The following is a 22,343-nucleotide window of genomic DNA, read 5'->3' on the forward strand; positions in this document are numbered from 1 at the left end:
CGAAGCCTGGCGCATGACCGCCGGCGCGGATCATCGCTGCCACGCATTCAGCGGCCACCTCCTGTTCGGAGGCGCCGTCGGAAATCGCCCTGATCGCAGCCCCCGCGGCGGCGTCCGTCACTTTTGCAGCGCGGCGCATCAGCGCCTGCTCCTCCGCGCTCTTCACCAGCCGCATCTGGTCGACAAGTCCGGAAACGTCGCTCCATTCGGCGTCGGCCTGAGCCTGGAGCTTGGCTGCGAGACCGTGGCTGAGCCCCGATGTCCAATACTCCAAGCCTAACCGCTTGCCAGTCAAACGCTGTTCAGCGATCACGCGCGCGGCGAGATCCGCCGCGGTTTCGCTGTCGGAATGGCCGCGGAATTCCGCCGCCTTCACCTGGTTTTCGATCGTCACTTTCTCCATCGAGCGGGTTATCAGGACCGGCTTTCCGTCGAGTGGGACGATCAGCAGATGCGGGGCAAAATAACCCCAGTGGTCGAGCCCGGTGAGGTAAAAGGTGTTTTCCGGAGACGCGAAGATCGCAGCGTCAAGTTCGCGCCGCGCCAGTTCCGTCCGGACCCTGGAGAGGCGGCCATCGATCTCGGGTTCGGAAAAGGGATTGCGGTCCATAAGGCTTCTCGTACTTGTTGCCGATGTTGACGTGTTTCGCAGGTGGCGTGACCGCCGTGGCCGGGCAGTCAGTCGATAATGATAAGTTCGCGCGCCACGTTGCAGAGGCGTTCGCCGCCCCGTTCCGTGACGACGAAGGATTCGGAAATGGCGACGCCGAAATCGTCGAGCCAGACACCGGCCATGAAGTGAAAACACATGCCGGGCTGCAATTCGGTCGTGTCGCCTGGCCTCAGGCTCGCGGTGCGCTCGCCCCAGTCAGGCGGATAGGCGAGCCCGACCGGATAGCCGACGCGGCTCTCCTTCCTCAGCCCGTTCTTGCGCAGCACCGCCTGCCAGGCGGCCTCAACCTGCTCGCAGGTGTTGCTGGGCCGTGCCAATTCGAGGCCGGCGTCGACGCCCTCCACGATGGCTTTCGCCATGTCGAGGTAGGCTTTGGGCGGTTTGCCGAAATGGACAGTTCTGGTCAGTGCCGCATGATAGCGACGCCGTACGCCGGCGATTTCCAGTATGGCGAGGCCGTTGTCCGGTAGCGGCTCGTCCGTCCAGGTCAAATGCGGCGTGCTCGTGCCTTCGCCGACCGGCATAAGCGGACAGATCGCGGCGTAGTCGCCGCCGGCGCCCGGCACGCCCATGATCTGTGCGTGATAGATCTCTGCAACGATGTGGTTCTGAGGAACGCCAGGCCGCATCTTGCCGATAGCGTGGTTCATGGCATGGCTGCAGATCTGGCCGGCCTCGCGGATCAGGGCCAGTTCAGCGTCGGATTTGATCAGCCGCGCCCAATTCACCAGGTCATGATTATTGGCGAAGCGCGCCTCAGGCAGGCCCTGAACAAGGTGGGCGTGGCAGCGCGCCGTGTAATAGTGCGCATCCATCTCCACGCCGATACGCGCTCTTCCCCAGCCGCGGGCCCGGATGAGATCGGCGAGTTCGTCGTAGGGGTGCTCGACCGGCTGCTGGACCAGGCGTTCCGAGAAGGGAACGATGTTGCGCTCGGGCAGGCCGGTGGTCATGCGCGCGCTCTTGGCGTCCTGCGCCCTGCCGAACCAGATCGGCCGCTCCTCTTCGAGATGCACCAAGACGCATTGCGGTACGTAGAACGACCAGCCGTCATAGCCGGTCAGCCAGCACATATTGGCGGGATCCTGGCATATGATCAGGTCAAAGCCGGCCTTTTCCATGCGCGCCTTCACATCGGCCAGGCGCCGTGCGTATTCCGTATCCGCGAATATCCCGAAGCCGCTCATGTTCCTCCCAGCGCTGCCATGTTCCAGGCACAAGGTTCTCATACAAAGTTCAATTGTGCACAACTATTCGACAACCAGGAACGCAAAACCCGACGGATGTCCAGATTTCTGGTGGATGTAACATCCTCGCTTGTCAGATGTCTAGCAGAGTTGTATACGTCAGGTGAGCTTGGCGACGGCTTCGCGAGAAAGGCCGATCCAGGTAACCGCGCAAATCAAAAAAAGGGGAACTCATGTTCAAGTCACCGATATCCCGCCGTTCGCTCGTCAAGGCGGCCGCTGTTCTGGCTCTCGCCGGAGCGGCATTCACATCGCTGCCGGCTCAGGCGCAGTCGACGCTCGAGAAGGCCAAGGCAGAGGGTTTTATCCGCGTCGGCTTCGCCAACGAGGCGCCGTTCGGCTTCGCCACGCCTGATGGCAAGCTGACCGGCGAAGCGCCGGAAGTCGCCAAGGCGGTGCTCGCCAAGATGGGCATCGCGCAGGTCGACGGCGTGCTGACCGAATTCGGTTCGCTTATTCCCGGCCTCAAGGCCGGCCGCTTCGACATCATCGCAGCCGGCATGTTTATCAATCCGAAGCGCTGCGCCGAGATCAATTTTTCCGAACCGTCCTACGGCATCGGCCAAGCTATGCTGGTGGCCAAGGGCAACCCGAAGGGGATCAAGGATTATTCCAGCATCAAGGACAATGCCGATCTCAAGGTGGCCGTGATGGCCGGCGCCGTCGAGGGCGGCTATGCCAAGGACGCGGGCGTTTCCGCGGAGCAGATCGTCTCCTTGCCCGATCAGTCCAGCCTCGTTGCTGCCGTCCAGTCGGGCCGCGCCGACGCAGCCGCGCTGACCGCCCTTTCGATAGCCGACATGGCCAAGAAGGCCGATGGCGTCGAGTCGACCAAGCCGTTCGGCGAAGTCGCGGGCAAGTCGGTGAAGGGCCACGGTGGCTTTGGCTTCCGCAAGGAAGACACCGATCTGTTGGAAGCCTTCAACGCCGAGCTCAAGACCTTCCTTGGTTCGCCGGAGCACATCGCGTTGGTCGAACCGCTCGGCTTCGGCAAGGACTATCTGCCGAACAAGACCACAGCCGAGCTCTGCGCCGGCCAATAAGTTCCCAACTGCTGGCGGCGCGAGAGCGCCGCCCCTTTTTTTGGAGGCGCAGATGGGAATCGGTACACTGGTTGGCATGCTTGTCGCAGCACTTGCCGTGATCGGCGTGCTGGCGACGCAGGAAGAATATAGCCTGTTCCTGCCGGGGCTTTTGCAGGGCGCGGTCCTGACGATCGAGATCGCCGTGCTTGGCAGCCTGCTCGCCGTCGTCATGGGCGTGCTTGCCGCGCTGGCGCGGATGTATGGCCCGGCGCCACTCCGATGGCTGGCGACGGTCTATGTCGAGATATTCCGCGGCACTTCGGCGCTGGTGCAGCTGTTCTGGCTGTTTTTCGTGCTGCCGCAATTCGGCCTCTCGCTCGATGCTTTCCCCGTCGCTGTCCTGGCGCTCGGCCTGAATGTCGGCGCATATGGTTCTGAAGTCGTGCGCGGTGCGATCCAGGCCGTCGCGCGCGGCCAGTGGGAGGCGGCGATCGCGCTCAACATGAGCCGCCCCCAGATGCTGCGTCGGATCATCCTGCCGCAGGCTTTCGTCGCCATGATCCCGCCTTGGGGCAATCTGTTCATCGAGCTGTTGAAATCGACCGCACTGGTCTCGCTGATCACGCTTTCGGACCTCGCCTTCAAGGCGCAGCAGATGAACCAGAACACGTTCAAGACCATTCCGATCTTTACCCTCGTCCTGCTGATGTACCTCGCCATGTCGCTGGTGCTGACCATAGGCATGAGATTTCTCGAGAAGCGTGCGTCGCTCGGGCTGGCGCGGGGGAGGGCGGCATGATCTGGGATTGGGCTTTTGCCTTCGAAATCCTACCCGTGCTCGGTCGTGCGGCGATCGTCACCATCCAGGCGACGGTGCTTGGCTTCGCCATCGCCGCCACGCTTGGCCTGGTGCTCGCGGTAGTGCGCATCGCCGTACCGTGGACGGGCTGGACGATCTCTGTGCTCGTCGAACTGATCCGCTCGACGCCTCTGCTCATCCAGATATTCTTCCTCTATTTCGTCTTCCCGAAATTCGGCGTCGTGCTCGACGCATTCACGGCCGGCGTGCTCGCCATCGGCGTCCACTACGCCGCGTACTGCTCGGAGGTCTACCGCGCCGGCTTCGACAATATCCATCGCGGCCAGTGGGAAGCCTCGATCGCGCTCAATCTCTCGCAATGGACGACCTTCCGCGACATCATCATCCCGCAGGTCATCCCGCCAATCGTGCCGGCGCTCGGCAACTATCTCGTAGCGCTGTTCAAGGAGACGCCGCTGCTTTCGGCGATCGCGGTCCTGGAACTCATGCAGACCGCCAAGATCATCGGCTCCGAGACGTTCCGCTACACCGAGCCGATCACTCTGGTCGGCCTGTTCTTTCTTGCGATGAGCCTGGTTTCGGCCGCGCTTATCCGCTCACTTGAAGGCGTGCTCAACCGGAGGACCATGCGATGACCGAACAACCAATGGTCCGCTTTGAGAACGTCTCGAAACGCTACGGCGCGCTGACCGTTCTCGACGGGCTCAATCTCGACGTGGCCCGTGGCGAGAAAGTCTCGATTATCGGCCCGTCCGGTTCGGGAAAGACCACTGTGCTGCGTATGCTGATGACGCTGGAAACGATCAATGACGGCGTGATCTGGGTCGAGGGCGAGCCGCTTACCCACATGAAGCGGAACGGCAAGCTGGTGCCCGCCGATCTCGCCCATATCCGCAAGATCCGAGCCAAGATCGGCATGGTGTTCCAGTCGTTCAACCTCTTCCCTCACATGACGGCGATGCAGAACTGCATCGAGGCGCCGATAACGGTGCTCGGCATGAAACGGGCCGAAGCGGAAGAGCGCGCCGCCGAGCTTCTGGACATGGTCGGACTGTCGCAGAAGAAGGGCCACTATCCCTCGCAGCTCTCCGGCGGCCAGCAGCAGCGCGTTGCGATTGCCAGGGCGCTCGCCATGAGGCCCAAGATCATGCTGTTCGATGAGGTGACATCGGCGCTCGATCCCGAACTTGTCGGTGAAGTGCTGGAGGTCATCCGGAAACTCGGCAGGGAACATGACCTGACAATGCTGATGGTTACCCACCAGATGGGCTTCGCCAAGGAATTTTCCGATCGCGTCTGCTTCTTCCATGCAGGTAAGATCTGCGAACAGGGCCCGCCAAGCGAACTCTTCGGTGCGCCTAAGAATGAGCGGACACGGCAATTCCTGCACGCCGTCCTGGAGGCCGGATGACGCTTGAAACGGGCGCCACGACTGTAACGGAAGCTGCCTCCGCGCCGCGCCCGCTTTCGGCGCGGGAACGGTTCGAGCGAATCTATCGCATTTTGCGCGACCGCATCTGCTTGCTTGACTACCCGCCCGGAAGTCACCTCTCCGAGGAAGAATTGGCGCAGGAGTTCCGGATCAGCCGCACGCCGGTTCGCCGTGTCTTGGCGCGGCTTGAATCCGAAGGTCTGGTTCAGTCCGTCCATGGCGTCGGCACGCTCGTCACCGACGTCGACATCGAGGAACTGCAGCAGGTATACCATCTGCGTCTGGAACTGGCGCTGCTGATCGGAAGGCTTTCGCCGATCCCGCGCACAGCGGCCGATCTCGACAGAATTCGGGCGCTCATTGCGCGCTGCGATTCCGCCCTCCTCAATCCCGATCAGCGCGCCTTTCTGCGCCTCAACATGGACTTTTTCTACGAGCTGACTGCGATGACCGGCAACCAGCCACTACGCGAGATCAGCGAGCGCCTTTATTTCCAGGTCGCGCGCGTCGTGCTGAAGCTGATGCCGCAGCTTGGCTTGGTGGAGGAATTCATCGCCTTCCGCCGCGAGATGATGGAGGTTCTGGCCGCCGCGGAAATTGGCGACTGGGAATCCATCGGTCACATACGTCGCGCGCATATTTCCATGAGCTTCCACCGCATGATGCACCACCCCGGAAAGCAGGAAGACGCGGATCGGTGATGCCAGTTTTTCAGAAGGCGTAGGCGTCATCCCTTCTGAGTCATTGAAGACGTTGGCCTGCGGCGTCTTCACGATATGGCAGACCGGTTCCTTTCGGAGGAGTATCCAGCACAATCCGAACGCCGCCAGCGGTCGCGAGGCCGTCGTCAAATACTTCAGCGAAGTTCTGACGGTGGAGCCGAAGCCCATCCCTGATAAGCTCAGCATGCCGATCTGGTTAGAGAGTCAGAGCGAAATGCCAATTGGACGCAGACAATTTCTTATACTGTCGCCCGTAGCCGCAGGTTTCGGGAAAGCGCAGGCCGCAGAGCCGTTCTGGGCGGAGGTGCAGTCGGGAAAAGCCATCATCCTGCTGCGCCATGCCGAAGCTCCGGGTTCCGGCGATCCACCCGACTTCAAGCTCGGCGATTGCAGCACGCAGAGGAATCTCTCGGAAGAAGGACGAGCTCAATCCCGCGCGATCGGCGATCTGTTCCGTGCGAACGGGATCCCGTCGGCGGCCGTCTATTCGAGCCAGTGGTGCCGCTGCCTCGACACCGCCCGCCTGCTCGGCTTGGGCGAGGTCGAGCCGCTCGACCTGCTCAATTCGTTCTTCGGCGACAGCTCAGCGGAACCGGCACGCTCGGCCGCTCTCCTGGACTGGCTCCGCGAGCAGCGCTTTGATGGCCCTGCCGTCTTCGTCACGCATCAGGTCAACATCACCGGCTTGACTGGCGAAGTACCTGATCAGGGCGAGCTGATTGTTGTGCGGATTCATACCGGTCGTCCCGTCGAACTCATCGGCCGCGTGCCCGCACCCTTCTGAATAATGCATCGGCAATTTAGGGAATCCTCCGGTCCGAATGATACCGGCCGCGTTCCGCTGGAACCTTCCCGCTGCACAGTTGGAAGCGACGACACGCGCGGCGAAGCCATTCAACTCTTACGGGAAGCATCAGGCCGCGTTCTCGTCCGGCTTTTTCCGGCGAAATGTTCACGGGCGCCCTAACGAAGTTGAGCGCAGGGATCGAGGAACAGCGCCACGGCGCCCGCCCAGGTGACGCCGGCGAACGATAGGACCGTCAGCAGGCGCATGACCGAGATCGCGAAGCGCCGGTCGGTTTCTGCTGCTGCCTTGAAACGGAGCAGTCGCGCGACTTGGCGCGGTCGCCACAGGACCAGCGCCAGCGCCGCCATCGATATCACTGTCAACACGCCGACCAACGCCGTTATCACAAAGGGAGCGACTGCCGTCATACCGTCTGCACGAAAGGCGCAGAGCGCCGACTGCGGGCCGTAGACGAGCAAAAGATGAGCAGCCCAGATAACCGGACCAATCAACAGATAGAAAATCCCCCCAGTGAGAGGACCTGCATCATTTCCTGCTTTCATTTTTCGCCTCCCTCGGTTTCAGCCGACAAGCCTCGGAAAGCCATGAATGAGCGCCAGCCCAAGCAGTGATTGGACTACGGTGTAGTGATAGAGCAGCGCCAGATTGTCGAAGGTGACGCGCCGTTCGCGATCGAGCTTGCCTGCCGCATGCCGCGCGATGGTGAACAGCCCCATGATCACAAGCGTGAAGGCCAACTGCCCGAATAGGAACACCCCGAGATAGACCATGGCGCCATATGCGTTTGCAGACGGTGACAGTCCGGTGCGCCAGTGCCCCGCAATCTCGATCGCAAGCGATCCCGCCAGGCATGCCAAGGCAAGAAAGATAGCCAGAGGAACCGCTACGCCGAATTTCCCCGCTGGCGGCAGCAGATGCCCGGCGGTAACGACTAACGCTGCGCCGGCGAGCAGGAGGAATGTGGATGTGGCGGGCCACCCCAATGCCGGAAGCGCAGGCGAGCCGGCCGGCGCCCAGACCTCGGGCGATACGGTCCAGAGAAACAAGTAGGAGAAGACGTAAGCGAGATAGAGGGAGCCCGCTACGAACATGAGCACAACCATCGCCCACCAGGAATGCGACGTTGGTCCGGTCGCATATGTGGGCAGACTTATGCCGCCACCGATATCGACCGAACCTTTCGCCGGACCGGGATCTAGACTCCAGGTCCAGATGAGGCAGAAGGCGACCGCGATGACGCCGCAGACCACCGCAACGACGACGAGCTTGATCGTCAGAAGCAGGAAGAATGCAGCGGTGAAAATCGCCGCCAACAGCGGGGGCCATCCCGGCCCTGGCATCTGAATTATGTATTGCGGACGAGCGTCAATGGGCGACGTCACAATCGTCTCGCGGCCACCAGTCGGGGCGTTCGGCAGGAAATAACGACCCTCCCTGACGTCTTCAGCGATGTTCGGCTGGTCCCAGATCGGTTCGCGGCTGGTCACGAACGGAATGCTGCGCGTCGAATAGACGTCGTTCGGCAGCCACTCCAGCGTTCCAGCCCGCCACGGGTTTTCAGGGCCGCCTCCACCGGGGCGGAAGCGCAGGACAAGGTCGAAGACGAAGAGGAACACACCGGCTCCCAGCATGTAGGCGCCGATGGTCGAGATCATGTTGAGTGTGTCCCAACCGAGTTCCGACGGATACGTCCAGACTCGCCGAGGCATGCCGAGGAGACCGGTCAGGTGCATCGGGAAGAACGTTATGTTGAAGCCGAGGAACATCAGCCAGAAAACCCAGCGGCCGAGGCGTTCCGACAGCATGTTTTTGCTTACCATCGGCGCCCAGTAGTAAAAGGTGGCGAACAGCGGAAAAACCATGCCGCCTACGAGCACGTAGTGAAAATGGGCGACCACGAAATAGGTGTCGTGCACCTGGAAGTCGAACGGCACCATGGCGACCATGACGCCGGTCAGTCCGCCTACCGTAAAGATGAACAGGAAGCCCAGGACAAACAGCGACGGTGTGGTGATGCGGAACCGCTCGCGCCCGGCGGCGATGGTTGCAATCCAGGAAAACACCTGGATTCCGGAGGGAAGCGCCACCGCCATGCTTGCCGCCGAAAAGAAGGTGAGACTGAGCGCAGGGATGCCTGTGGTGAACATGTGGTGAACCCACAGGCCAAAGGAGAAGAAGCCGGTGGCGATCAGCGCCACGACGATGAGGCGGTAGCCGATCAACGGCGTCTGCGCCATGGTCGGCACGATCATCGAAACGAGCCCGGCCGCCGGCAGGAAGATGATGTAGACCTCGGGATGACCGAAAAACCAGAAAAGGTGCTGCCAAAGAAGCGCATCGCCGCCAAGTGCTGCTGTGAAGAAAGGCCAGCCGAAGGATCGTTCTATCTCCAGCATCATGGTTGCCAAAATGACCGCCGGAAAAGCAAACATGATCATCGACGCGAAGATCAGCATCGACCATGCGAATATTGGCATCCTGGCGAGCGACATGCCGGGCGGACGGGTCCGCAACGTCCCGACCACGATCTCGACCGCGCCCGCAATCGCCGAGATTTCGATGAAGCCGATGCCCAGCAGCCAGAAATCCGCGTTATCGCCCGGCGAGTATTCCGTGAGCGTGAGCGGCGGATACATGAACCAGCCGCCTGCGGGAGCGAGGTCGTAAAAGATCGTCGAGAAGAAGACGAGCCCGCCAACAACATAGGCCCAAATGGCGAATGCGCTGAGGCGCGGGAAAGGAAGGTCGCGCGCGGCCAGCATCTGCGGCAGCAGCATGACGCCAAGCGCTTCGACGGCGGGCACGGCGAAGAGGAACATCATCGTCGTCCCATGGACCGTGAACATCTGGTTGTAGAGTTCCTGGCCGATGAAGTCGTTGTTGCCGACAGCCAGTTGCGTCCGCATCAGCAGCGCCAAGACGCCTGCCATGAGGAAGAACAGGAACGCCACGCCGATATAGAGCAGGCCGATGACCGTGTTGTTGACGGCGGTGACGATCCGCCAGCCCTTGGGTGTCGCCCAGACGCGCTTCAGTTCCTCCAGTTCGCCCGGCGGGCGCGGCGTCGGATTGATCGGATGCGGCGTAAGATCCATCAGCCGCCGCCCGTGTCGCGCAGGAAATAGAGAATGATCAGCCCGGCGAGATAGGTGGCCATGACGGCAAGCGAATCGTAGCCCATCCTGAAGACGGTGCGGTTGCGCCGTTCCGCTAGGCCGACAAGGAAGATGGCCGTCACCGAGATTGCGATCAGAGCCGCGAAAGCTTCGAACCTGCCGGCGCTGTTGATCACGGCGTCGCTGCCGCCGGTGATGTCGATCACGAACAGGAACGAGGTGTCGAACAGGTTGGTGCCGAAGATGTCGGACATCGCCATCGTGTAGAGTCCCGCGCGCATGGCGCTGAACACAGTGCTCACCTCGGGCAGCGAGGTCGCGATAGCTACGAAGACGGCTCCGACGAAACTCTGCCCGAGCCCCGTCGCCTCCGCGATCGCGTCGGCGCTGCGCGACAGAACATAGCCGGCGACGACGATGACGACGCCGGCTATCGCGGCCCGTGTCACCGCCCAGTTGAGGGATTTGTCTTTGTCCTTCCCCGCTTCCTTCTTCGCCTGCTTTTCCTCCTTCTCTTTGCTTATCTCGCTGTCGCCCGGAACCCACGGCTTGTCGCCTTGAGCGCGTGACAGCACCCACATGCTGATCCCCGTGCCAATAGCCAGCAGCCACATCCACAAGCCGACAAAAAGGATGGGCACGTCCCCGACCACGATGGCCGCGGCGACGATCGAGAGCAGCAGGATTTTCAGGCCGCCCTGCAGGATAACGACCGAGTCGGGAATTATGGAAGTCAGCGCCCGTCTGCCGATTAGCGCGTCGGCAACAGCAAGAATCGCGACCTGCATCGCGATGCCGCCGAGGATGCTGTTGACCGCGAGGCTGTCGTCGCCGCTGACCGAGGAGGTTACCGCCACCGCCAGTTCGGGTAGCGAGGTGACCCCGCCGAGCAGCAAAAGCCCAACCAGCGCCTGCCCCATGCCGGTCTTGTCGCTGATGACATTGGCATAGCGGGTGATCCGCACGCCGGCGAACCAGACAGCAGCCGCCCCCGCGGCGAAGAGTGCGAGATTGATAGGAAGACCCATGGCGGCGAAATCAAACATGTCGGTCACCTCAGGCTCTCGAGGTAGGTGGCCAGTTGGCCAAGTTCCCGCTCGGTGTAGATTTCATAGGGCGGCATCAGATTCTCAGGCTTGATGTGCTGATTGTCGCGAATCCAACTCGCAAAGGCCTCGGCGTTGTTGGGCAGTGTCGCCGCAGCCAGTGAATGCCGGTTTCCGACATGAGTGAGGTCGGGTGCGATCGTGCCACTAGCGTCGGTACCGCGCACGGTATGGCATGCGCCGCAGCCGCTCTGCACGAATAGCGCGTGCCCTTGGATTTCTGCTTCGTCGACGGGAACCGCTGCCGGTTCGCTTTCGCGCGCCAGCCACGTCTCGAAATCGGCGGGGGGCATGGCGATAACGAAGAATGACATCAGCGCGTGGGCGCCGCCGCAATATTCAGCACACTGTCCTCGGCTGATGCCTGGCTCGCTTACGCTGAGCGTCAGCGTATTCGTGCGGCCTGGTATCATGTCGAGCTTGCCTGCCAGCTTCGGCACCCAGAAGCTATGGATCACATCCGCGGACGTCAGCTCGAGACGGACGGGCTGGCCGGTTGGCACGCGCAACTCGTTGGCGCTCTCGATGCGGCGGCCGTCGCGAGCGATATAGATCACACGCCACCACCAGCGTTCGCCGACCACCGATATGCGAAGGCCGTCCTCCCCCTCGGCAGAACCTGCGATGCCCATGATGACGACGCTGTAGCCAAGCAGAGCCGAAAGCGCTGCCGCGGGAAAGATAAGCCCCGCGCCGATGACAAGTCGCTCTCCGGCCAATCGCTGTCGCCATCGATGACTTCCGAACAACGCGATTATGGTGGCTATGGCGACACCGAGAAAAACAACCGAACAGAAGATGATGAGAATCCAGGAGAGCGTGTGGATGCGCTCGGCCTCTCCCCCGGCGGGGTTCAGAGCCGACTGTACGTCCACGCAGCCGGCGACGATCAACAGAACGGGAAGCGCCGCGAAAGCCTGAAAGGATCGGTCCCGCATCACTTTGAATCCGGTAATGCCGAGGCCGATTCATTCCGATACGCCTCCGGCGGCAGCGATGCAAAGTAGCTCGCTACGTCGAGTACCTGCTCCTCCGTCAGTCGGCGGGCGATCGGAGCCATGATCTGGCCGTATGCGGTGCGGTCGCGACCTCCGCTCTGCCAGACGCGCAACTGGCCGGCCAGATAGTCGGAGTGCTGTCCGGCGAGCGCGGGAAACTCCGCCGCACGAGAATGTGAATGACAGGCAAGGCAGCGAGGGATCGCGTTTTGCGGATCGCCTTCGGTGGCCAGCGCCTGCCCGCGCGCTATCCTCGCCGGATCGATGCCGCGCTGTCCCGGCTGAGCATCGAGATTGGCGTAGTAGTTGGCAATTTTCGCAATTTCTCTGTCATCGAGATGAGTGGCGACAGGCTGCATAATCCCGCTCGGCCGCACGCGGGCGGTGTACTCTTTCAAGGCCCGCTCAAGGTATCCGATCGACTGCCCGCCGAGTTTGGGAACGAGACTGCTGATGGTCGACACCGCCGCATCGTCATGACAGCGGATGCATTGGGTCAGGGCGACGGCCTCTGTTCGGTGTGTCGGCTCTGTCCCCGCGAGTGCTCCAGGCGGTACCCGGTCGAGGCCTGCCAGTTGGCGGTAGTTGTCCATCTCGCCGCCGGCCAACTCCATCAGAAAGGCTGTGAGCGCCCAAACCTCATCGTCGCGGATGGGGGCGGGCCAGGCGGGCATGCCAGTGTATTTCAGGCCGTGCTTGACGATCCAATGGAGTTCTTCCGGGGGTTCCCCAGCAGTGACGTCGGCCAGATGGGGGGGCGACGGCAGCATTTGGCTGACGATGGCGTTGATGGGTTCTCCGGGCCTGCTATGGCAGGGAACGCATCCTCCCTCGTAGTGAGCGGCGCCCAGACGGACCAGGTCGGGATCGTCGAGCGGGGGAGTTTCGATAAATGTGCTATGCGTCTCGACCGACTGTTCACGGACTTTTTCCAGAATCCATGTCGTTACCCAAAAATGATCACGCGACGCGGCTACATTGTACAAGCCCGACCATACGAACGCGGCCCCGGCGGCGACGACAAGAATTAGGATGATAGCTAGGGAAATGATCAGCCGGTTCGGTGCGAGTTTAGCCCACATGCCGCGCCTCTCGCACGGCAAGTGAAGGCACTTGGCGGTCTGAAGTGTCGTCGGCGTCGAGGTCGAAGAACCATCGCGCGGCGATGACGATGCCGGCCAGGACGTAGGTGGCCGGACAGGCTACAAGCATGAACAGACCCGCGAGTTGCTGGTCGGCAAGCGCGTCGTCCATCTTGTGCATCGCCCCTGGCGGGTGCGCAATCAAGAGATCCGGGTAAAGGGCTCTCGGCGCGAAAACCAGAAGAACACCAAGAAGGCAAAACAGTTTGCTGGTGATGAGCAGCGCCAGAATGGCGCGCCAACGGTAGTCATCCTTAATCGAAAGAATGGCTAACCAGAACCACAGCGCGCATGTCAGAAACGACGCGAGCATGATCGAATGGAGGATGTGCGACTGCGTCCCCGTGTGAAGCATCGGCGGCGCGTGCCATGCCCACAGAACCAAAAGTTGCGCGATCACTGCAGGGTACAGTTTGGGCAATGGCAAACGGTCGCCAAACCTTCGGTTGACCGCCAGCGCCAGAAGTGGCGCCAAGGCGTTCATAAGCAAAATGTGAATCGCCATCTGCTGCGAGAGCGGCCCCACGTAAAGCATGATCGTTGAACCAGTATCCGCAGAAAATGTTCCGTCGCTGAGCCAAGCTCGACAGCGGCGATGCGTGAGGCTTTCCCACTTTACAGGATGCGCCATGTGGGCGATTGCGGAACAAAGGATTGGCGGGAGAGGTGCCGTCTTGCTGTGTTTCCGCGCGAGCAGCCACCGATCTCATAAATGAACCTAACCGACATCTAGTGGTTAGTAGGCAAACTCTATCCTTTGCTGCTCTCAGATCGGTGCAATGCCCGGATTCGTCATCAATCCTCCCGTGTTTTTCGGCTCCGTCGCCATCACGACCGTTTTCCTCGTGACCGGTGTCCTTTTTCCCAGCCAGGCGGAGAGTATTTTTGCCGCGATGCAGGGTTGGATTCTCGCGTCCTTTGGCTGGTTCTATCTGCTTTCAGTGGCAATTTTCCTCGCCTCCGTCGTTTTCTTCGCCGCAAGTCGCTTCGGCAATCTGAAGCTCGGGCCAGACGATTCAACCCCAGATTTCCGGTATGTGTCCTGGGTGGCAATGCTGTTTGCGGCAGGCATGGGCATAGGGCTCATGTATTTCGCCGTAGGCGAGCCGATGACCCATTTCGCCGCTCCTCCCGAGGCCGAACCGCTAACCATCGCGGCACAACGCCAGGCGATGAGCGTGACGTTTTTCCACTGGGGTCTGCATGCCTGGGCGATCTATGCCGTGGTGGGTCTGTCGCTTGCGTTTTTCGGCTACCGCTACAACCTGCCACTTACGGTCCGCTCCGGGCTCTACCCATTGCTCAAGAATCGCATAGACGGACCGCTCGGACACGCTGTTGACATCTTCGCCATCTGCGGAACGCTCTTCGGCGTGGCTACGTCGCTCGGATTTGGCGTCCTGCAGATCAATGCCGGCCTCAACTATCTCCTTGGCCTGCCGAACGACACTCCGGTCCAACTGGTCCTGATCGCGATCATCACCGCGGTCGCCACCATTTCTGTCGCTACCGGCGTCGACAAAGGCATCCGGCGGTTGAGCGAACTGAACCTGATCCTTGCTGTCCTGCTCATGCTGTTCGTGCTGGCGGTTGGTCCGACAGCCCAGCTCCTGCGTGATTTCGTGCAGAATATCGGCTTCTATCTCGACACGATCGTGCTGCGGACTTTCAATATCTATGCCTATGAGCCGCGCCCGTGGATCGACGCCTGGACACTGTTTTACTGGGCCTGGTGGATTTCCTGGTCGCCCTTCGTCGGCATGTTCATCGCGCGCATCTCCCGAGGCCGGACGGTGCGGGAGTTCGTGGTCGCCGTGCTTTTCATCCCGGCAGGCTTCACCTTCTTCTGGATGACCGTTTTCGGCAACACCGCCCTCTACATCGACACGACAGTTGCGAACGGCGCCTTGTCCACCGCAGTGGCCGAGGATTTGTCCGTCGCGCTGTTCCAGTTCTTCCAGTACCTTCCCCTTCCTGCAATCACGTCGTCACTGGCCGTCCTGCTCGTAGCGGTGTTTTTCATCACCTCTTCCGACTCGGGTTCGCTCGTCGTCGATACTATAGCGGCGGGCGGCGAGACCCAGACGGGCATAACCCAGCGTGTGTTCTGGTGCGCTCTCGAAGGCCTAATTGCGGCTGTCCTTCTGCTCGCCGGTGGCCTTGCTGCGCTGCAATCGGCAACGATAGCCACCGCGTTGCCGTTTTCGCTGATCATGCTGATGCTGGTCTGGGCGCTCTTCAAAGGCATGACGGCGGACCTTGCGCAGGGGCAGGTCGGCCCCGCGGCTGTCTCGGCCCAGGCGCATCCCGCCACCGGGCTCACCTGGCAGCGGAGGCTGGGCCTGATCCTGAAAGCCCCGACCGAGATCGAGGTGACCGATCACATCGCCAATGTCGTCGCGCCGGCTCTCGAAAACGTTGCGCAAGAACTGGAAAAGCGCGGCCGCAAGGCAGTGGTGTCTCGTGGCGACGGAGGTCAATCTGTCTCGCTCACGGTTCCCGCAATCGGCGTGCGCGACTTCGTCTATGGTGTGCAGCCAGCCTCTCATCGGCTTCCGGCGTTTTCGGCGCTGGAAGCCGCCCAGGAGGAATTACGGTTCGAAGCGCGCACCTTCTTCAGCGATGGCAGCCGTGGCTACGACCTGATGGGGATGGCGCAGGAGCAGATCATCGCCGATGTGCTCGCACAATTCGAACGCTACCTGAACCTTGTCCAGTCGCCAGAAGTCTCGCTAGTAACCGCCGCACCCGAACATGCGCAGGATGTGCCCACACGGCAATGAGGATTGGCGCCGGAGCGGGCATTGGCGATAACGGTTGGCTATTGCACCTACGGCTAAATCGTAGGGCTCGATTCCCGAAGAATTGCACACCGAGGTTCGCTCCAGGCGACTACGGCTCGGAAGACCTTCCCATCGGGACGCGCAGGGTCTTCGTTGTGCTCGAAAATGCTGGCGGATCGCTCATCCGGGGGGAATAGCTCCAAACAGAGCAAATCAGAATCGGCGGATAGAAGAAGGTTGGTCGCTGATCTGGAATGTGACCGCTGAAGGATATGTGCCTCAACCAGCCAGCGGTCGCGATAGACAAACTGCGCAATGGTGACATATAGCCATATTTGGCGAGGGGCACATACATGCGAGAACGACTGACGGCGCTCATGAAGCGGCTTAAAGACGAACAGCAGAAGCTGCTGTTCGCCGCCGCGGAGTCCCCCACTCTGCCGAGCCTCAGTACAATTCAGCGCGTGGCCGATCTTGAACTCAATATCGCTGCGATTGAGAACACGTTGGCCGAACTGCCGTCCTGAATGACAACCCGGTTGTGATCTGGTTCCCGCGTCAGCCGCTTCGCCGTTCGAAGCCGACTAGATGCCATCCAGCCGCATGAAAGCGGTACCATCGCAGGGACGTGAGGCGTCCCGGTCGAACGAAGCCGTCAGCAGTTTACGCATTGGGGACGAGAGGTTTTTTGGGATTTTCTGCTTGAGATTGAATGCGCATCAGCTCCCCAATCTGCTGAATCCGCTGCTGCGATGCAGCCGCATCAGCCAGTGCCGACTCCAATTGCGTAGTGAGTGAATCTGAGCGCTGTGACAATGATGTCTCTACGGGACCAGGCCCTCTGCCCGCTAACAGCCAAACGGGTGTCACGCCAAGAATCCCGGCCATCATAAACAGACGATTGGCGCGCGGACTGTCGCGATCGCATTCCCAGGCCTTCCAGGTCGAGGTCATCACGCCCAGCCGTTGTGCAGCTTCGCTCATGTCCAGTTCAGCCAGTTCGCGAGCATACGACATGCGCCCCCCAAGCGTGTCTTCTGAGCCGAGGTCGACCCGGTTTGTTTGCAGAACCATAATGTATCTCCAATTTTTGGCGGTCAGGTTGATGAAGGCGCATGAACGGCCCTCGTGTTCGGTGCCCGGCGGTAGCCGCTGTAATTGGAGGCAGGCCGATAGGCCTGCCTCCATCAGGCTCTACATCGCCGCTTCGCGCGCACTGGTAAGCCAGCCCTCGACGAGGTCGCCATTTGCCTCGATCCACTCTGATGCGTGGCGCTGGATGTCTTCCGGATCGCCTTCTCCGGCATTCATCTTTGCGTTCTGGGCAAAGATTGCGTCGAGAGGGATCTTTACTTCGCTGAGCAATGCCTTGGCGGCTGGGTTTTCCTCCAGGAACGAAGAGTTCGCGACCGGACGAATGTCATTGGCCGGGAACCCCAGCTTGCAGGGATCGGCCACGCAGCCATTAACGCCTGCAAGTGTGGCCGCGTCTTCAAGCTCAGCCATTTCCTCCGGCAGGTCGACTTCCGGAACCTCGATCCACATCACGTCCTCGCCTGGAACCAGTTCGTTGACGGTCCAGTTTGGCGTCCAGGTGTAGAACAGGATCGGCTCGCCCTGTTCATAAGCGGCGATCGCATCTGCCATAGAGGCAGCGTAGCCTGCCTTGATGGGATTAACGTGGTCGCGGAGTTCGTAGGCATCGAGGTGATGCTCGATATTGACCTCGCAGCCCCAACCGGGCGGACAGGCGACCAGGTCGGCCTTGCCGTCATCGTTGCGGTCGAACGCTTCCTTGACCTCCGGGCGCTTGAAATCGTCCAAGGTCTTGATGTTGAACTTCTCTACCGAAGCCTTGTCGACGAGATAACCTTCCAGCGCACCGCCTTCGGCAACGTGGCCGACCTTTTCAGCGCCTTGCGAGAATGTGCTCTCATAGGTGTTGTGGAGCGGGAACCACCCGTTGACCCACAGGTCGAGATCGCCTTGCGAGACCGCCTGATAGAATGGCGGATTGTCGAGCGTTGTCGGTCCTTCGACCTCGTATCCGAGCTTCTGCAGAAGCTGCTTGTAGATCTCGGCATGGAACCAGCCCGTGTCCCAGGTGGCTTGTCCCATTTTCACGGTGGTGCCTTCGCCCGGCATTTCCTGCGCCGTGGCGAGGGAAACCGGCGCCGCCCAAAGGGCTGCTGCCGATACGCCGACAATCAGGAATTGCGAGAGATGTGATCTCTTCATTGGGAAGTCTCCTTATTCAGTTAATGTTGCCTGCTCTGCTGCAGGATACGGGGGCCGCACAGGAAGGCGGCCGCGACAAGCATCAGCTTGCCCGTTCGGTTTGGCCGGAGGAAACAGCTCTCGGCGAAAACAGGGATTTCAACGTCGCCGCCAGGGATACAGTGCGGACGGAGCGCTTCTCCCCCAGTCCCTGGGTCATGCGGTCGAGGACGATGGCCAGCAGTACGATGCCGATGCCGCCGGCGGTGGCGTTGCCGACATCGAGGCGGCCAAGGCCGGTGTAGACCGTGAGGCCGAGGCCGCCGGCGCCGATCAGCGCCGCAATGACGACCATCGACAGCGCCAGCATAAGGGTTTGGTTCAAGCCCGCCATCACCGTGCGCAGCGCCAGCGGAAATTGGACCTCCCAAAGGGTCTGCCATGCGGTCGCGCCGAAAGCGGTCGCAGCCTCCACGAGATCGCCACGGACGTTGCGGATGCCCAGATTGGTCAAGCGTATGATCGGGGGCAGCGCGAAGATGATTGTCGCAATGATGCCCGGCACCATGCCGACACCGAACAGCATGACGATCGGAACGAGATAGACGAAGGAGGGGATCGTCTGCATGATATCGAGCACGGGACGCAGGGCCGCCTGGAACCGGTCGCTGGCAGCGGCGGCGATGCCCAATGGAATGCCGATCACGGTGCAGAAGAATACTGCCGTAACCACCATGGACAGTGTCGTCATGGTTTCCGGCCAAAGCCCGATCATATCGATGAAAGCAAGTGCGAACAGCGTGAAAATGGCTACGCCTCGTCCCGCTGTTCGCCAGGCGATCAGGGAGAGCCCGACGGTGAACAGGACCATCGGGATGGCGTTAAGTACGCCGTCGAGCGTGTTCAGCACCTGCGTGATCGGCCACTGCATGGCCCGGAACGCAGGGCGGAAATTGGGCACAAGCCAATCCTTCACAAAGAAGTTGACCCAGTCGTCCAGCGGTATGGTGAGGAAGTCAGATGGACTGACCATTGATGTCTCCTTCGCCGGGGCGTTCCCGGCCGATTGCGCCAGGGCTCAGGCTGCGGCGGCTTCGCCGGCGAGCTTCGCGAACACCGCTTGCGGCGCGATGACGCCGTCCAGGCGACCCTTTCGGTTCGTGACGGCGATAGGCAGTCCGGACTGCGCTAGGGAATATAATTCGAAGAGCGGGGTGCTGCGCCTTGCCGATGGAAAATCGGTGATCAACGCACTCGCCAATGCGCCGCCATTGTCGCGCATCAGTGCTGTCAGATCCCGGTAGGTGACTGCGCCCGCAATGCGCTCGCCGTCGAGCACGTAGATCGCATCGCTTCCGGCCGCCTCCATGCGCTCGATGGCGTTCTTGGCGGTATCTGTTGACAGTTGCACAGCGTCGGCAGGTCCGGCGACACTGTCTGCGGTGAAGACGCGCGAACGGTCGATGTCCTGGGTGAAGGCGGCGACGTAGTCGTTGGCAGGATTCGCGACGATCTCTTCTGCCGTTCCAGTCTGCACGAAACGACCGTTGCGCATGATCGCGATCTGGTTGCCGAGGATAAGCGCCTCATTGAGATCATGGGTGATGAAGATGATTGTCTTCTTCAGCGTCCGCTGCAACTCGAGCAGTTCTTCCTGCATATCGCGCCGGATGAGGGGGTCCAGAGCGCTGAAGGGTTCGTCCATGAGAAGAATCTCCGGCTCCGCGGCAAGTCCGCGGGCCAGACCCACTCGCTGCTGCATACCGCCGGACAATTCATCGGGGTAGCTGTCGGCACGAGACTCCAGGCCGACCTGCGCAAGCGCTTCCATGGCGCGTCTGCGGCGCTCCTCAGCAGGCATGCCCTTGATCTTCAGCCCGAATGCCACGTTTTCTGCAACGGTCTTGTGCGGAAACAGCGCGAAGTGCTGGAATACCATCGAAACCTTGTTGCGGCGGATATCGCGAAGACGCGCGGGCGAACAACTTGCAACATCGTCGCCGTCGATGATGATTTGCCCGGCACTCGGCTCGATGAGGCCGTTGATCATCCGGACAAGTGTCGACTTTCCCGACCCGGAAAGTCCCATGACTACGAAAATCTGGCCTTCTTCGACGTCGAAACTGGCGTCCTCGACCCCGACCGTCTGCCCGGTTTCCTCGAAAATATCTTCCTTCGAACGACCGTTCTTGAGCAACTCAAGGCCGCGGTGGGGCTCCATTCCGAATATCTTGAAAATGTTTTTGACTGATACTTTAACTGGCATGTCTACTTTCGATTGAGGAATCCGACATCTATGTATCGGAAAAACTATGCCGACAGCAGATTTCGAACAAAAAATTCGACATCTCGCAATGGATTGCGAGCGCTGCCGGCAGGGCGAAGGATGTACTGGGACTATAGGGATTGGTGGCCGCTTGTGCAACCCGCAGGCTGTGAGGTGATCGAGTGAAACGAAAGACGATCACAAGCCAGAAAATTGAACGGGCTCGTGTTGCTCCAAACGACCTTCTCGACCATGAGTCCTGAAGGGGAGATCATTCTTCATGCAACCGTTTCGGGCTGGCCACATGAGTTCGCAGCCTGAGCCACACAGATTTGATTGGGGCTGGAGCCGTCGAAGTCGCCGCCGGTGAAGTCACCGTATCTGGCGACAAGGTCCAGACCCGCCAACGCAAGGCGCAGCGGCAGTTCCTGCGGAAAAAAGGAACGAAGGCGCATCGGCGCGAGAGGCGGCATTTCTCTCCCCATCTTTTGGAACCGCCATTTCAAAACCTGGACCTGCTCGACCGGATCATATGCGATCAGCTCATTATTGGCTGAATAGGCCGATTGATAGACCCCGTTGCCGCCCCTCGTCTGGTCTCCTCGCGCAAGATCGTGGATATTTGGGTTCACGACGTCGAAGGCCAACAGCCCGCCGGGGGCGAGATGCCTGACGATCCTGTTCAGACACTCGACGATGTCGTCGTTGGCCGTGAGGTGAGCAAGGGAATTGCAGGAGACGATCACCAGCGAAAAGCGCCTGCCCAGATCGGACCTGCGCATATCGCCCTGTACAAATTCCGCTTCGGCACGTTTCAATTCGGCCTTGGCGCGGGCAGCGCGTATCATGGCATACGACGCATCGAGCCCGACCACGTCGTGGCCATCCAGCGCCAGCGGTATCGTCAGTCGACCGGTCCCGCAGGCAAGCTCCAGGATCGGGCCGGCTGTTGAACACGCAAGCTTGCGGTAAAACGACTCGCAGGGTCCGGGCGTCACCACCTCGTCGTAAAGTGATGGCAAATCATAGAGCGTTGGACACTGTTCTTTCGGCAATTCCACGACCTCCCGTTGGCGGCATGAGCGGTCGGGAGGGAAGAAAAACAAATCCAGAGCTCACTCAAGCGTTTTCGCGAGCTGCACCTGGAATTGCCAAGAGAAGGTCTGGAAAGGAGGAGGTTAGCCGACCATCACCTTGCTCTCTCGTTTAGTCGGATCGGCCCATCCTGCTGCACGGAGAGTGTGATACAGCTCGTCCTTAAATTCCCGCACCCTCAGGCTTCGAGTGGCGTATCCGGTCCCGGATCGCCGCCGGCCGCAGCGATCGCCAGCCTGCGCAGATAGTGGTTCCAGCCCTTTTCGTGGCTGGCGCGCTCCTTCTCGTCCGGCAGCCCGCTATGAGTGAAGCGCACGAGGGTACCGCCGGCCTTCTCCTCGAGGTCGATTTCGATCAGGCTCGATCCGGGCGGCATGTCCTCGCGCCCTTCCCAGCCGAAGCTGTAGGCTAGGCGGTGGACCGGGATCACTTCCGTGAACTGGCCGCGAGCCCTGTACTTGTCACCCACGCTGACGAGATAGATGCCGCCGGGATGCGCCTCCACGTTCGCCTCCGTGCCCATCCAGCGCATGATCTTTTCGGGATCGGTGAGGAATGCGAAGACCGTTGCCTGCGGGGCTGATATCTCGATCTCGCTGCGAAGGGTCTCGGTCATGGGCGGCCTCCTCCGTTTAGGACGCAATGTTGTTCCGGTATTGTCGGCAATGTAGGCCAACCGCCGTTCGACGCAAGAATCCTCCGTCATCCTCATGACAGACGGCCAACGCCGTTTCATGATGAGGCATGCGACTGCCCTCCTCCCTCTCCTTCCTGCTCGACGAGGCGATCGATTCGCCTGGCGCCGATACCTTCCTGATGACGCTCGGCGCAAGGCTCGTCGCGGACGGCCTGCCGCTCGCCGGGGGCGCGCTCACCCAGGCCGCGCCGCACCC

The 22,343-nt window shown here is 60.9% G+C and carries 22 protein-coding genes; 8 read left to right on the forward strand and 14 right to left on the reverse strand.

All coding sequences use genetic code 11. The features are described from left to right. Together MAXJ12_RS10680 and MAXJ12_RS10685 are read right to left on the reverse strand one after the other, a co-directional pair. On the reverse strand, window positions 1-610 hold a 610-nt coding region (locus MAXJ12_RS10680), incomplete at its 3' end, for a M24 family metallopeptidase (protein ID WP_008835852.1). Between the two features lie 68 nt (window positions 611-678). Beyond that, complete coding sequence (locus tag MAXJ12_RS10685; protein ID WP_008835853.1) at window positions 679-1,860, reverse strand: M24 family metallopeptidase; 1,182 nt, start codon at window positions 1,858-1,860, stop codon at window positions 679-681. A gap of 233 nt (window positions 1,861-2,093) precedes the next feature. On the opposite strand from MAXJ12_RS10685, the gene ehuB reads away from it, so the two are divergent. The 6 genes from ehuB to MAXJ12_RS38435 are packed head-to-tail and all read left to right on the forward strand — an operon-like array spanning window position 2,094 to window position 6,703. Beyond that, window positions 2,094-2,963 carry an ectoine/hydroxyectoine ABC transporter substrate-binding protein EhuB gene (ehuB, locus tag MAXJ12_RS10690; protein ID WP_008835854.1) on the forward strand — a complete coding sequence of 290 codons (870 nt, stop codon included), beginning with the start codon at window positions 2,094-2,096 and terminating at the stop codon, window positions 2,961-2,963. Window positions 2,964-3,015: 52 nt separating this feature from the next. After that, window positions 3,016-3,744, forward strand: a complete 729-nt coding sequence (gene ehuC, locus MAXJ12_RS10695) for an ectoine/hydroxyectoine ABC transporter permease subunit EhuC (protein ID WP_008835855.1) — start codon at window positions 3,016-3,018, stop codon at window positions 3,742-3,744. Then, complete coding sequence (gene ehuD / locus MAXJ12_RS10700) at window positions 3,741-4,400, forward strand: ectoine/hydroxyectoine ABC transporter permease subunit EhuD (RefSeq protein ID WP_008835856.1); 660 nt, start codon at window positions 3,741-3,743, stop codon at window positions 4,398-4,400. The genes ehuC and ehuD overlap by 4 nt, the downstream gene beginning before the upstream one ends. Beyond that, window positions 4,397-5,176 carry an ectoine/hydroxyectoine ABC transporter ATP-binding protein EhuA gene (gene ehuA / locus MAXJ12_RS10705; protein WP_008835857.1) on the forward strand — a complete coding sequence of 260 codons (780 nt, stop codon included), beginning with the start codon at window positions 4,397-4,399 and terminating at the stop codon, window positions 5,174-5,176. Before ehuD ends, ehuA begins: the two co-directional genes overlap by 4 nt. Continuing rightward, complete coding sequence (locus MAXJ12_RS10710; protein ID WP_008835858.1) at window positions 5,173-5,898, forward strand: GntR family transcriptional regulator; 726 nt, start codon at window positions 5,173-5,175, stop codon at window positions 5,896-5,898. Before ehuA ends, MAXJ12_RS10710 begins: the two co-directional genes overlap by 4 nt. A 43-nt stretch (window positions 5,899-5,941) precedes the next feature. Further along, window positions 5,942-6,703 (forward strand): histidine phosphatase family protein, encoded by a 762-nt coding sequence (locus MAXJ12_RS38435; RefSeq protein ID WP_202946681.1) that lies wholly within the window; start codon window positions 5,942-5,944, stop codon window positions 6,701-6,703. 179 nt (window positions 6,704-6,882) lie between these two features. Here the strand turns inward: MAXJ12_RS38435 and MAXJ12_RS10720 are convergent, their stop codons facing one another. Genes MAXJ12_RS10720 through MAXJ12_RS10745 form a run of 6 tightly spaced genes read right to left on the reverse strand, consistent with a single transcriptional unit; the run spans window position 6,883 to window position 13,720 of the window. Next, on the reverse strand, window positions 6,883-7,269 hold the full coding sequence (locus MAXJ12_RS10720; RefSeq protein WP_008835860.1) for a hypothetical protein: 387 nt from the start codon (window positions 7,267-7,269) through the stop codon (window positions 6,883-6,885). 18 nt (window positions 7,270-7,287) lie between these two features. Continuing rightward, window positions 7,288-9,822, reverse strand: coding sequence for a cytochrome c oxidase subunit I (ctaD, locus tag MAXJ12_RS10725; RefSeq protein WP_008835861.1), 2,535 nt, complete (start codon window positions 9,820-9,822; stop codon window positions 7,288-7,290). Continuing rightward, window positions 9,822-10,889: a sodium:calcium antiporter gene (locus MAXJ12_RS10730; RefSeq protein ID WP_040585766.1), complete on the reverse strand. Its 1,068-nt coding sequence runs from the start codon at window positions 10,887-10,889 to the stop codon at window positions 9,822-9,824. Before MAXJ12_RS10730 ends, ctaD begins: the two co-directional genes overlap by 1 nt. Window positions 10,890-10,894: 5 nt before the next feature. Further along, a complete protein-coding gene (locus MAXJ12_RS10735; protein WP_008835863.1) occupies window positions 10,895-11,887 on the reverse strand; it encodes a cytochrome c oxidase subunit II in 993 nt (330 codons plus the stop codon). After that, the gene (locus MAXJ12_RS10740; RefSeq protein ID WP_008835864.1) at window positions 11,887-13,029 is read right to left on the reverse strand and encodes a c-type cytochrome; all 1,143 of its coding nucleotides are present in this window, start codon (window positions 13,027-13,029) and stop codon (window positions 11,887-11,889) included. Before MAXJ12_RS10740 ends, MAXJ12_RS10735 begins: the two co-directional genes overlap by 1 nt. Continuing rightward, entirely contained in the window at window positions 13,019-13,720 is a 702-nt protein-coding gene (locus MAXJ12_RS10745) for a cytochrome c oxidase assembly protein (RefSeq protein ID WP_244421476.1), read from the reverse strand. Before MAXJ12_RS10745 ends, MAXJ12_RS10740 begins: the two co-directional genes overlap by 11 nt. Before the next feature lie 148 nt (window positions 13,721-13,868). Here MAXJ12_RS10745 and MAXJ12_RS10750 point away from each other — a divergent pair, with 148 nt between their 5' ends. Beyond that, window positions 13,869-15,872 carry a BCCT family transporter gene (locus MAXJ12_RS10750; RefSeq protein ID WP_008835866.1) on the forward strand — a complete coding sequence of 668 codons (2,004 nt, stop codon included), beginning with the start codon at window positions 13,869-13,871 and terminating at the stop codon, window positions 15,870-15,872. Window positions 15,873-16,225: 353 nt separating this feature from the next. Beyond that, window positions 16,226-16,399, forward strand: coding sequence for a hypothetical protein (locus MAXJ12_RS38180; RefSeq protein ID WP_193364349.1), 174 nt, complete (start codon window positions 16,226-16,228; stop codon window positions 16,397-16,399). A 136-nt stretch (window positions 16,400-16,535) separates the two neighbouring features. Here the strand turns inward: MAXJ12_RS38180 and MAXJ12_RS10755 are convergent, their stop codons facing one another. The 6 genes from MAXJ12_RS10755 to MAXJ12_RS10780 all read right to left on the reverse strand — a co-directional run bounded on the left by MAXJ12_RS10755 (window position 16,536) and on the right by MAXJ12_RS10780 (window position 22,066). Further along, window positions 16,536-16,946 (reverse strand): transcriptional regulator, encoded by a 411-nt coding sequence (locus MAXJ12_RS10755; RefSeq protein WP_008835868.1) that lies wholly within the window; start codon window positions 16,944-16,946, stop codon window positions 16,536-16,538. 120 nt (window positions 16,947-17,066) lie between these two features. Further along, entirely contained in the window at window positions 17,067-18,110 is a 1,044-nt protein-coding gene (gene proX / locus MAXJ12_RS10760; protein WP_008835869.1) for a glycine betaine/L-proline ABC transporter substrate-binding protein ProX, read from the reverse strand. A gap of 82 nt (window positions 18,111-18,192) precedes the next feature. Further along, window positions 18,193-19,122, reverse strand: coding sequence for an ABC transporter permease (locus tag MAXJ12_RS10765; RefSeq protein WP_008835870.1), 930 nt, complete (start codon window positions 19,120-19,122; stop codon window positions 18,193-18,195). Window positions 19,123-19,167: 45 nt separating this feature from the next. Next, a complete protein-coding gene (locus MAXJ12_RS10770; protein WP_244421477.1) occupies window positions 19,168-20,514 on the reverse strand; it encodes a quaternary amine ABC transporter ATP-binding protein in 1,347 nt (448 codons plus the stop codon). Between the two features lie 119 nt (window positions 20,515-20,633). Next, entirely contained in the window at window positions 20,634-21,416 is a 783-nt protein-coding gene (locus MAXJ12_RS10775) for a class I SAM-dependent DNA methyltransferase (protein WP_008835872.1), read from the reverse strand. 212 nt (window positions 21,417-21,628) lie between these two features. Continuing rightward, a complete protein-coding gene (locus MAXJ12_RS10780) occupies window positions 21,629-22,066 on the reverse strand; it encodes an SRPBCC family protein (protein ID WP_008835873.1) in 438 nt (145 codons plus the stop codon). Between the last annotated feature and the right edge of the window lie 277 nt (window positions 22,067-22,343).

Origin of the sequence: Mesorhizobium alhagi CCNWXJ12-2, assembly GCF_000236565.1 — a bacterium.
GTDB classification, from domain to species: domain Bacteria; phylum Pseudomonadota; class Alphaproteobacteria; order Rhizobiales; family Rhizobiaceae; genus Allomesorhizobium; species Allomesorhizobium alhagi.

What these genes read in the sequence shown, in the direction of transcription:
- MAXJ12_RS10765 (WP_008835870.1), bottom strand. Translation starts at nt 19,122, where the DNA reads ATGGTCAGTCCATCTGACTTCCTCACCATACCGCTGGACGACTGGGTC.
- ehuB (WP_008835854.1), top strand. Translation starts at nt 2,094, where the DNA reads ATGTTCAAGTCACCGATATCCCGCCGTTCGCTCGTCAAGGCGGCCGCT.
- proX (WP_008835869.1), bottom strand. Translation starts at nt 18,110, where the DNA reads ATGAAGAGATCACATCTCTCGCAATTCCTGATTGTCGGCGTATCGGCA.
- ehuC (WP_008835855.1), top strand. Translation starts at nt 3,016, where the DNA reads ATGGGAATCGGTACACTGGTTGGCATGCTTGTCGCAGCACTTGCCGTG.
- MAXJ12_RS10710 (WP_008835858.1), top strand. Translation starts at nt 5,173, where the DNA reads ATGACGCTTGAAACGGGCGCCACGACTGTAACGGAAGCTGCCTCCGCG.
- MAXJ12_RS10755 (WP_008835868.1), bottom strand. Translation starts at nt 16,946, where the DNA reads ATGGTTCTGCAAACAAACCGGGTCGACCTCGGCTCAGAAGACACGCTT.
- ehuD (WP_008835856.1), top strand. Translation starts at nt 3,741, where the DNA reads ATGATCTGGGATTGGGCTTTTGCCTTCGAAATCCTACCCGTGCTCGGT.
- MAXJ12_RS38180 (WP_193364349.1), top strand. Translation starts at nt 16,226, where the DNA reads ATGCGAGAACGACTGACGGCGCTCATGAAGCGGCTTAAAGACGAACAG.
- MAXJ12_RS10720 (WP_008835860.1), bottom strand. Translation starts at nt 7,269, where the DNA reads ATGAAAGCAGGAAATGATGCAGGTCCTCTCACTGGGGGGATTTTCTAT.
- MAXJ12_RS10740 (WP_008835864.1), bottom strand. Translation starts at nt 13,029, where the DNA reads ATGTGGGCTAAACTCGCACCGAACCGGCTGATCATTTCCCTAGCTATC.
- MAXJ12_RS10735 (WP_008835863.1), bottom strand. Translation starts at nt 11,887, where the DNA reads ATGCGGGACCGATCCTTTCAGGCTTTCGCGGCGCTTCCCGTTCTGTTG.
- ctaD (WP_008835861.1), bottom strand. Translation starts at nt 9,822, where the DNA reads ATGGATCTTACGCCGCATCCGATCAATCCGACGCCGCGCCCGCCGGGC.
- MAXJ12_RS10750 (WP_008835866.1), top strand. Translation starts at nt 13,869, where the DNA reads ATGCCCGGATTCGTCATCAATCCTCCCGTGTTTTTCGGCTCCGTCGCC.
- MAXJ12_RS10780 (WP_008835873.1), bottom strand. Translation starts at nt 22,066, where the DNA reads ATGACCGAGACCCTTCGCAGCGAGATCGAGATATCAGCCCCGCAGGCA.
- MAXJ12_RS10685 (WP_008835853.1), bottom strand. Translation starts at nt 1,860, where the DNA reads ATGAGCGGCTTCGGGATATTCGCGGATACGGAATACGCACGGCGCCTG.
- MAXJ12_RS10745 (WP_244421476.1), bottom strand. Translation starts at nt 13,720, where the DNA reads ATGGCGCATCCTGTAAAGTGGGAAAGCCTCACGCATCGCCGCTGTCGA.
- ehuA (WP_008835857.1), top strand. Translation starts at nt 4,397, where the DNA reads ATGACCGAACAACCAATGGTCCGCTTTGAGAACGTCTCGAAACGCTAC.
- MAXJ12_RS10730 (WP_040585766.1), bottom strand. Translation starts at nt 10,889, where the DNA reads ATGTTTGATTTCGCCGCCATGGGTCTTCCTATCAATCTCGCACTCTTC.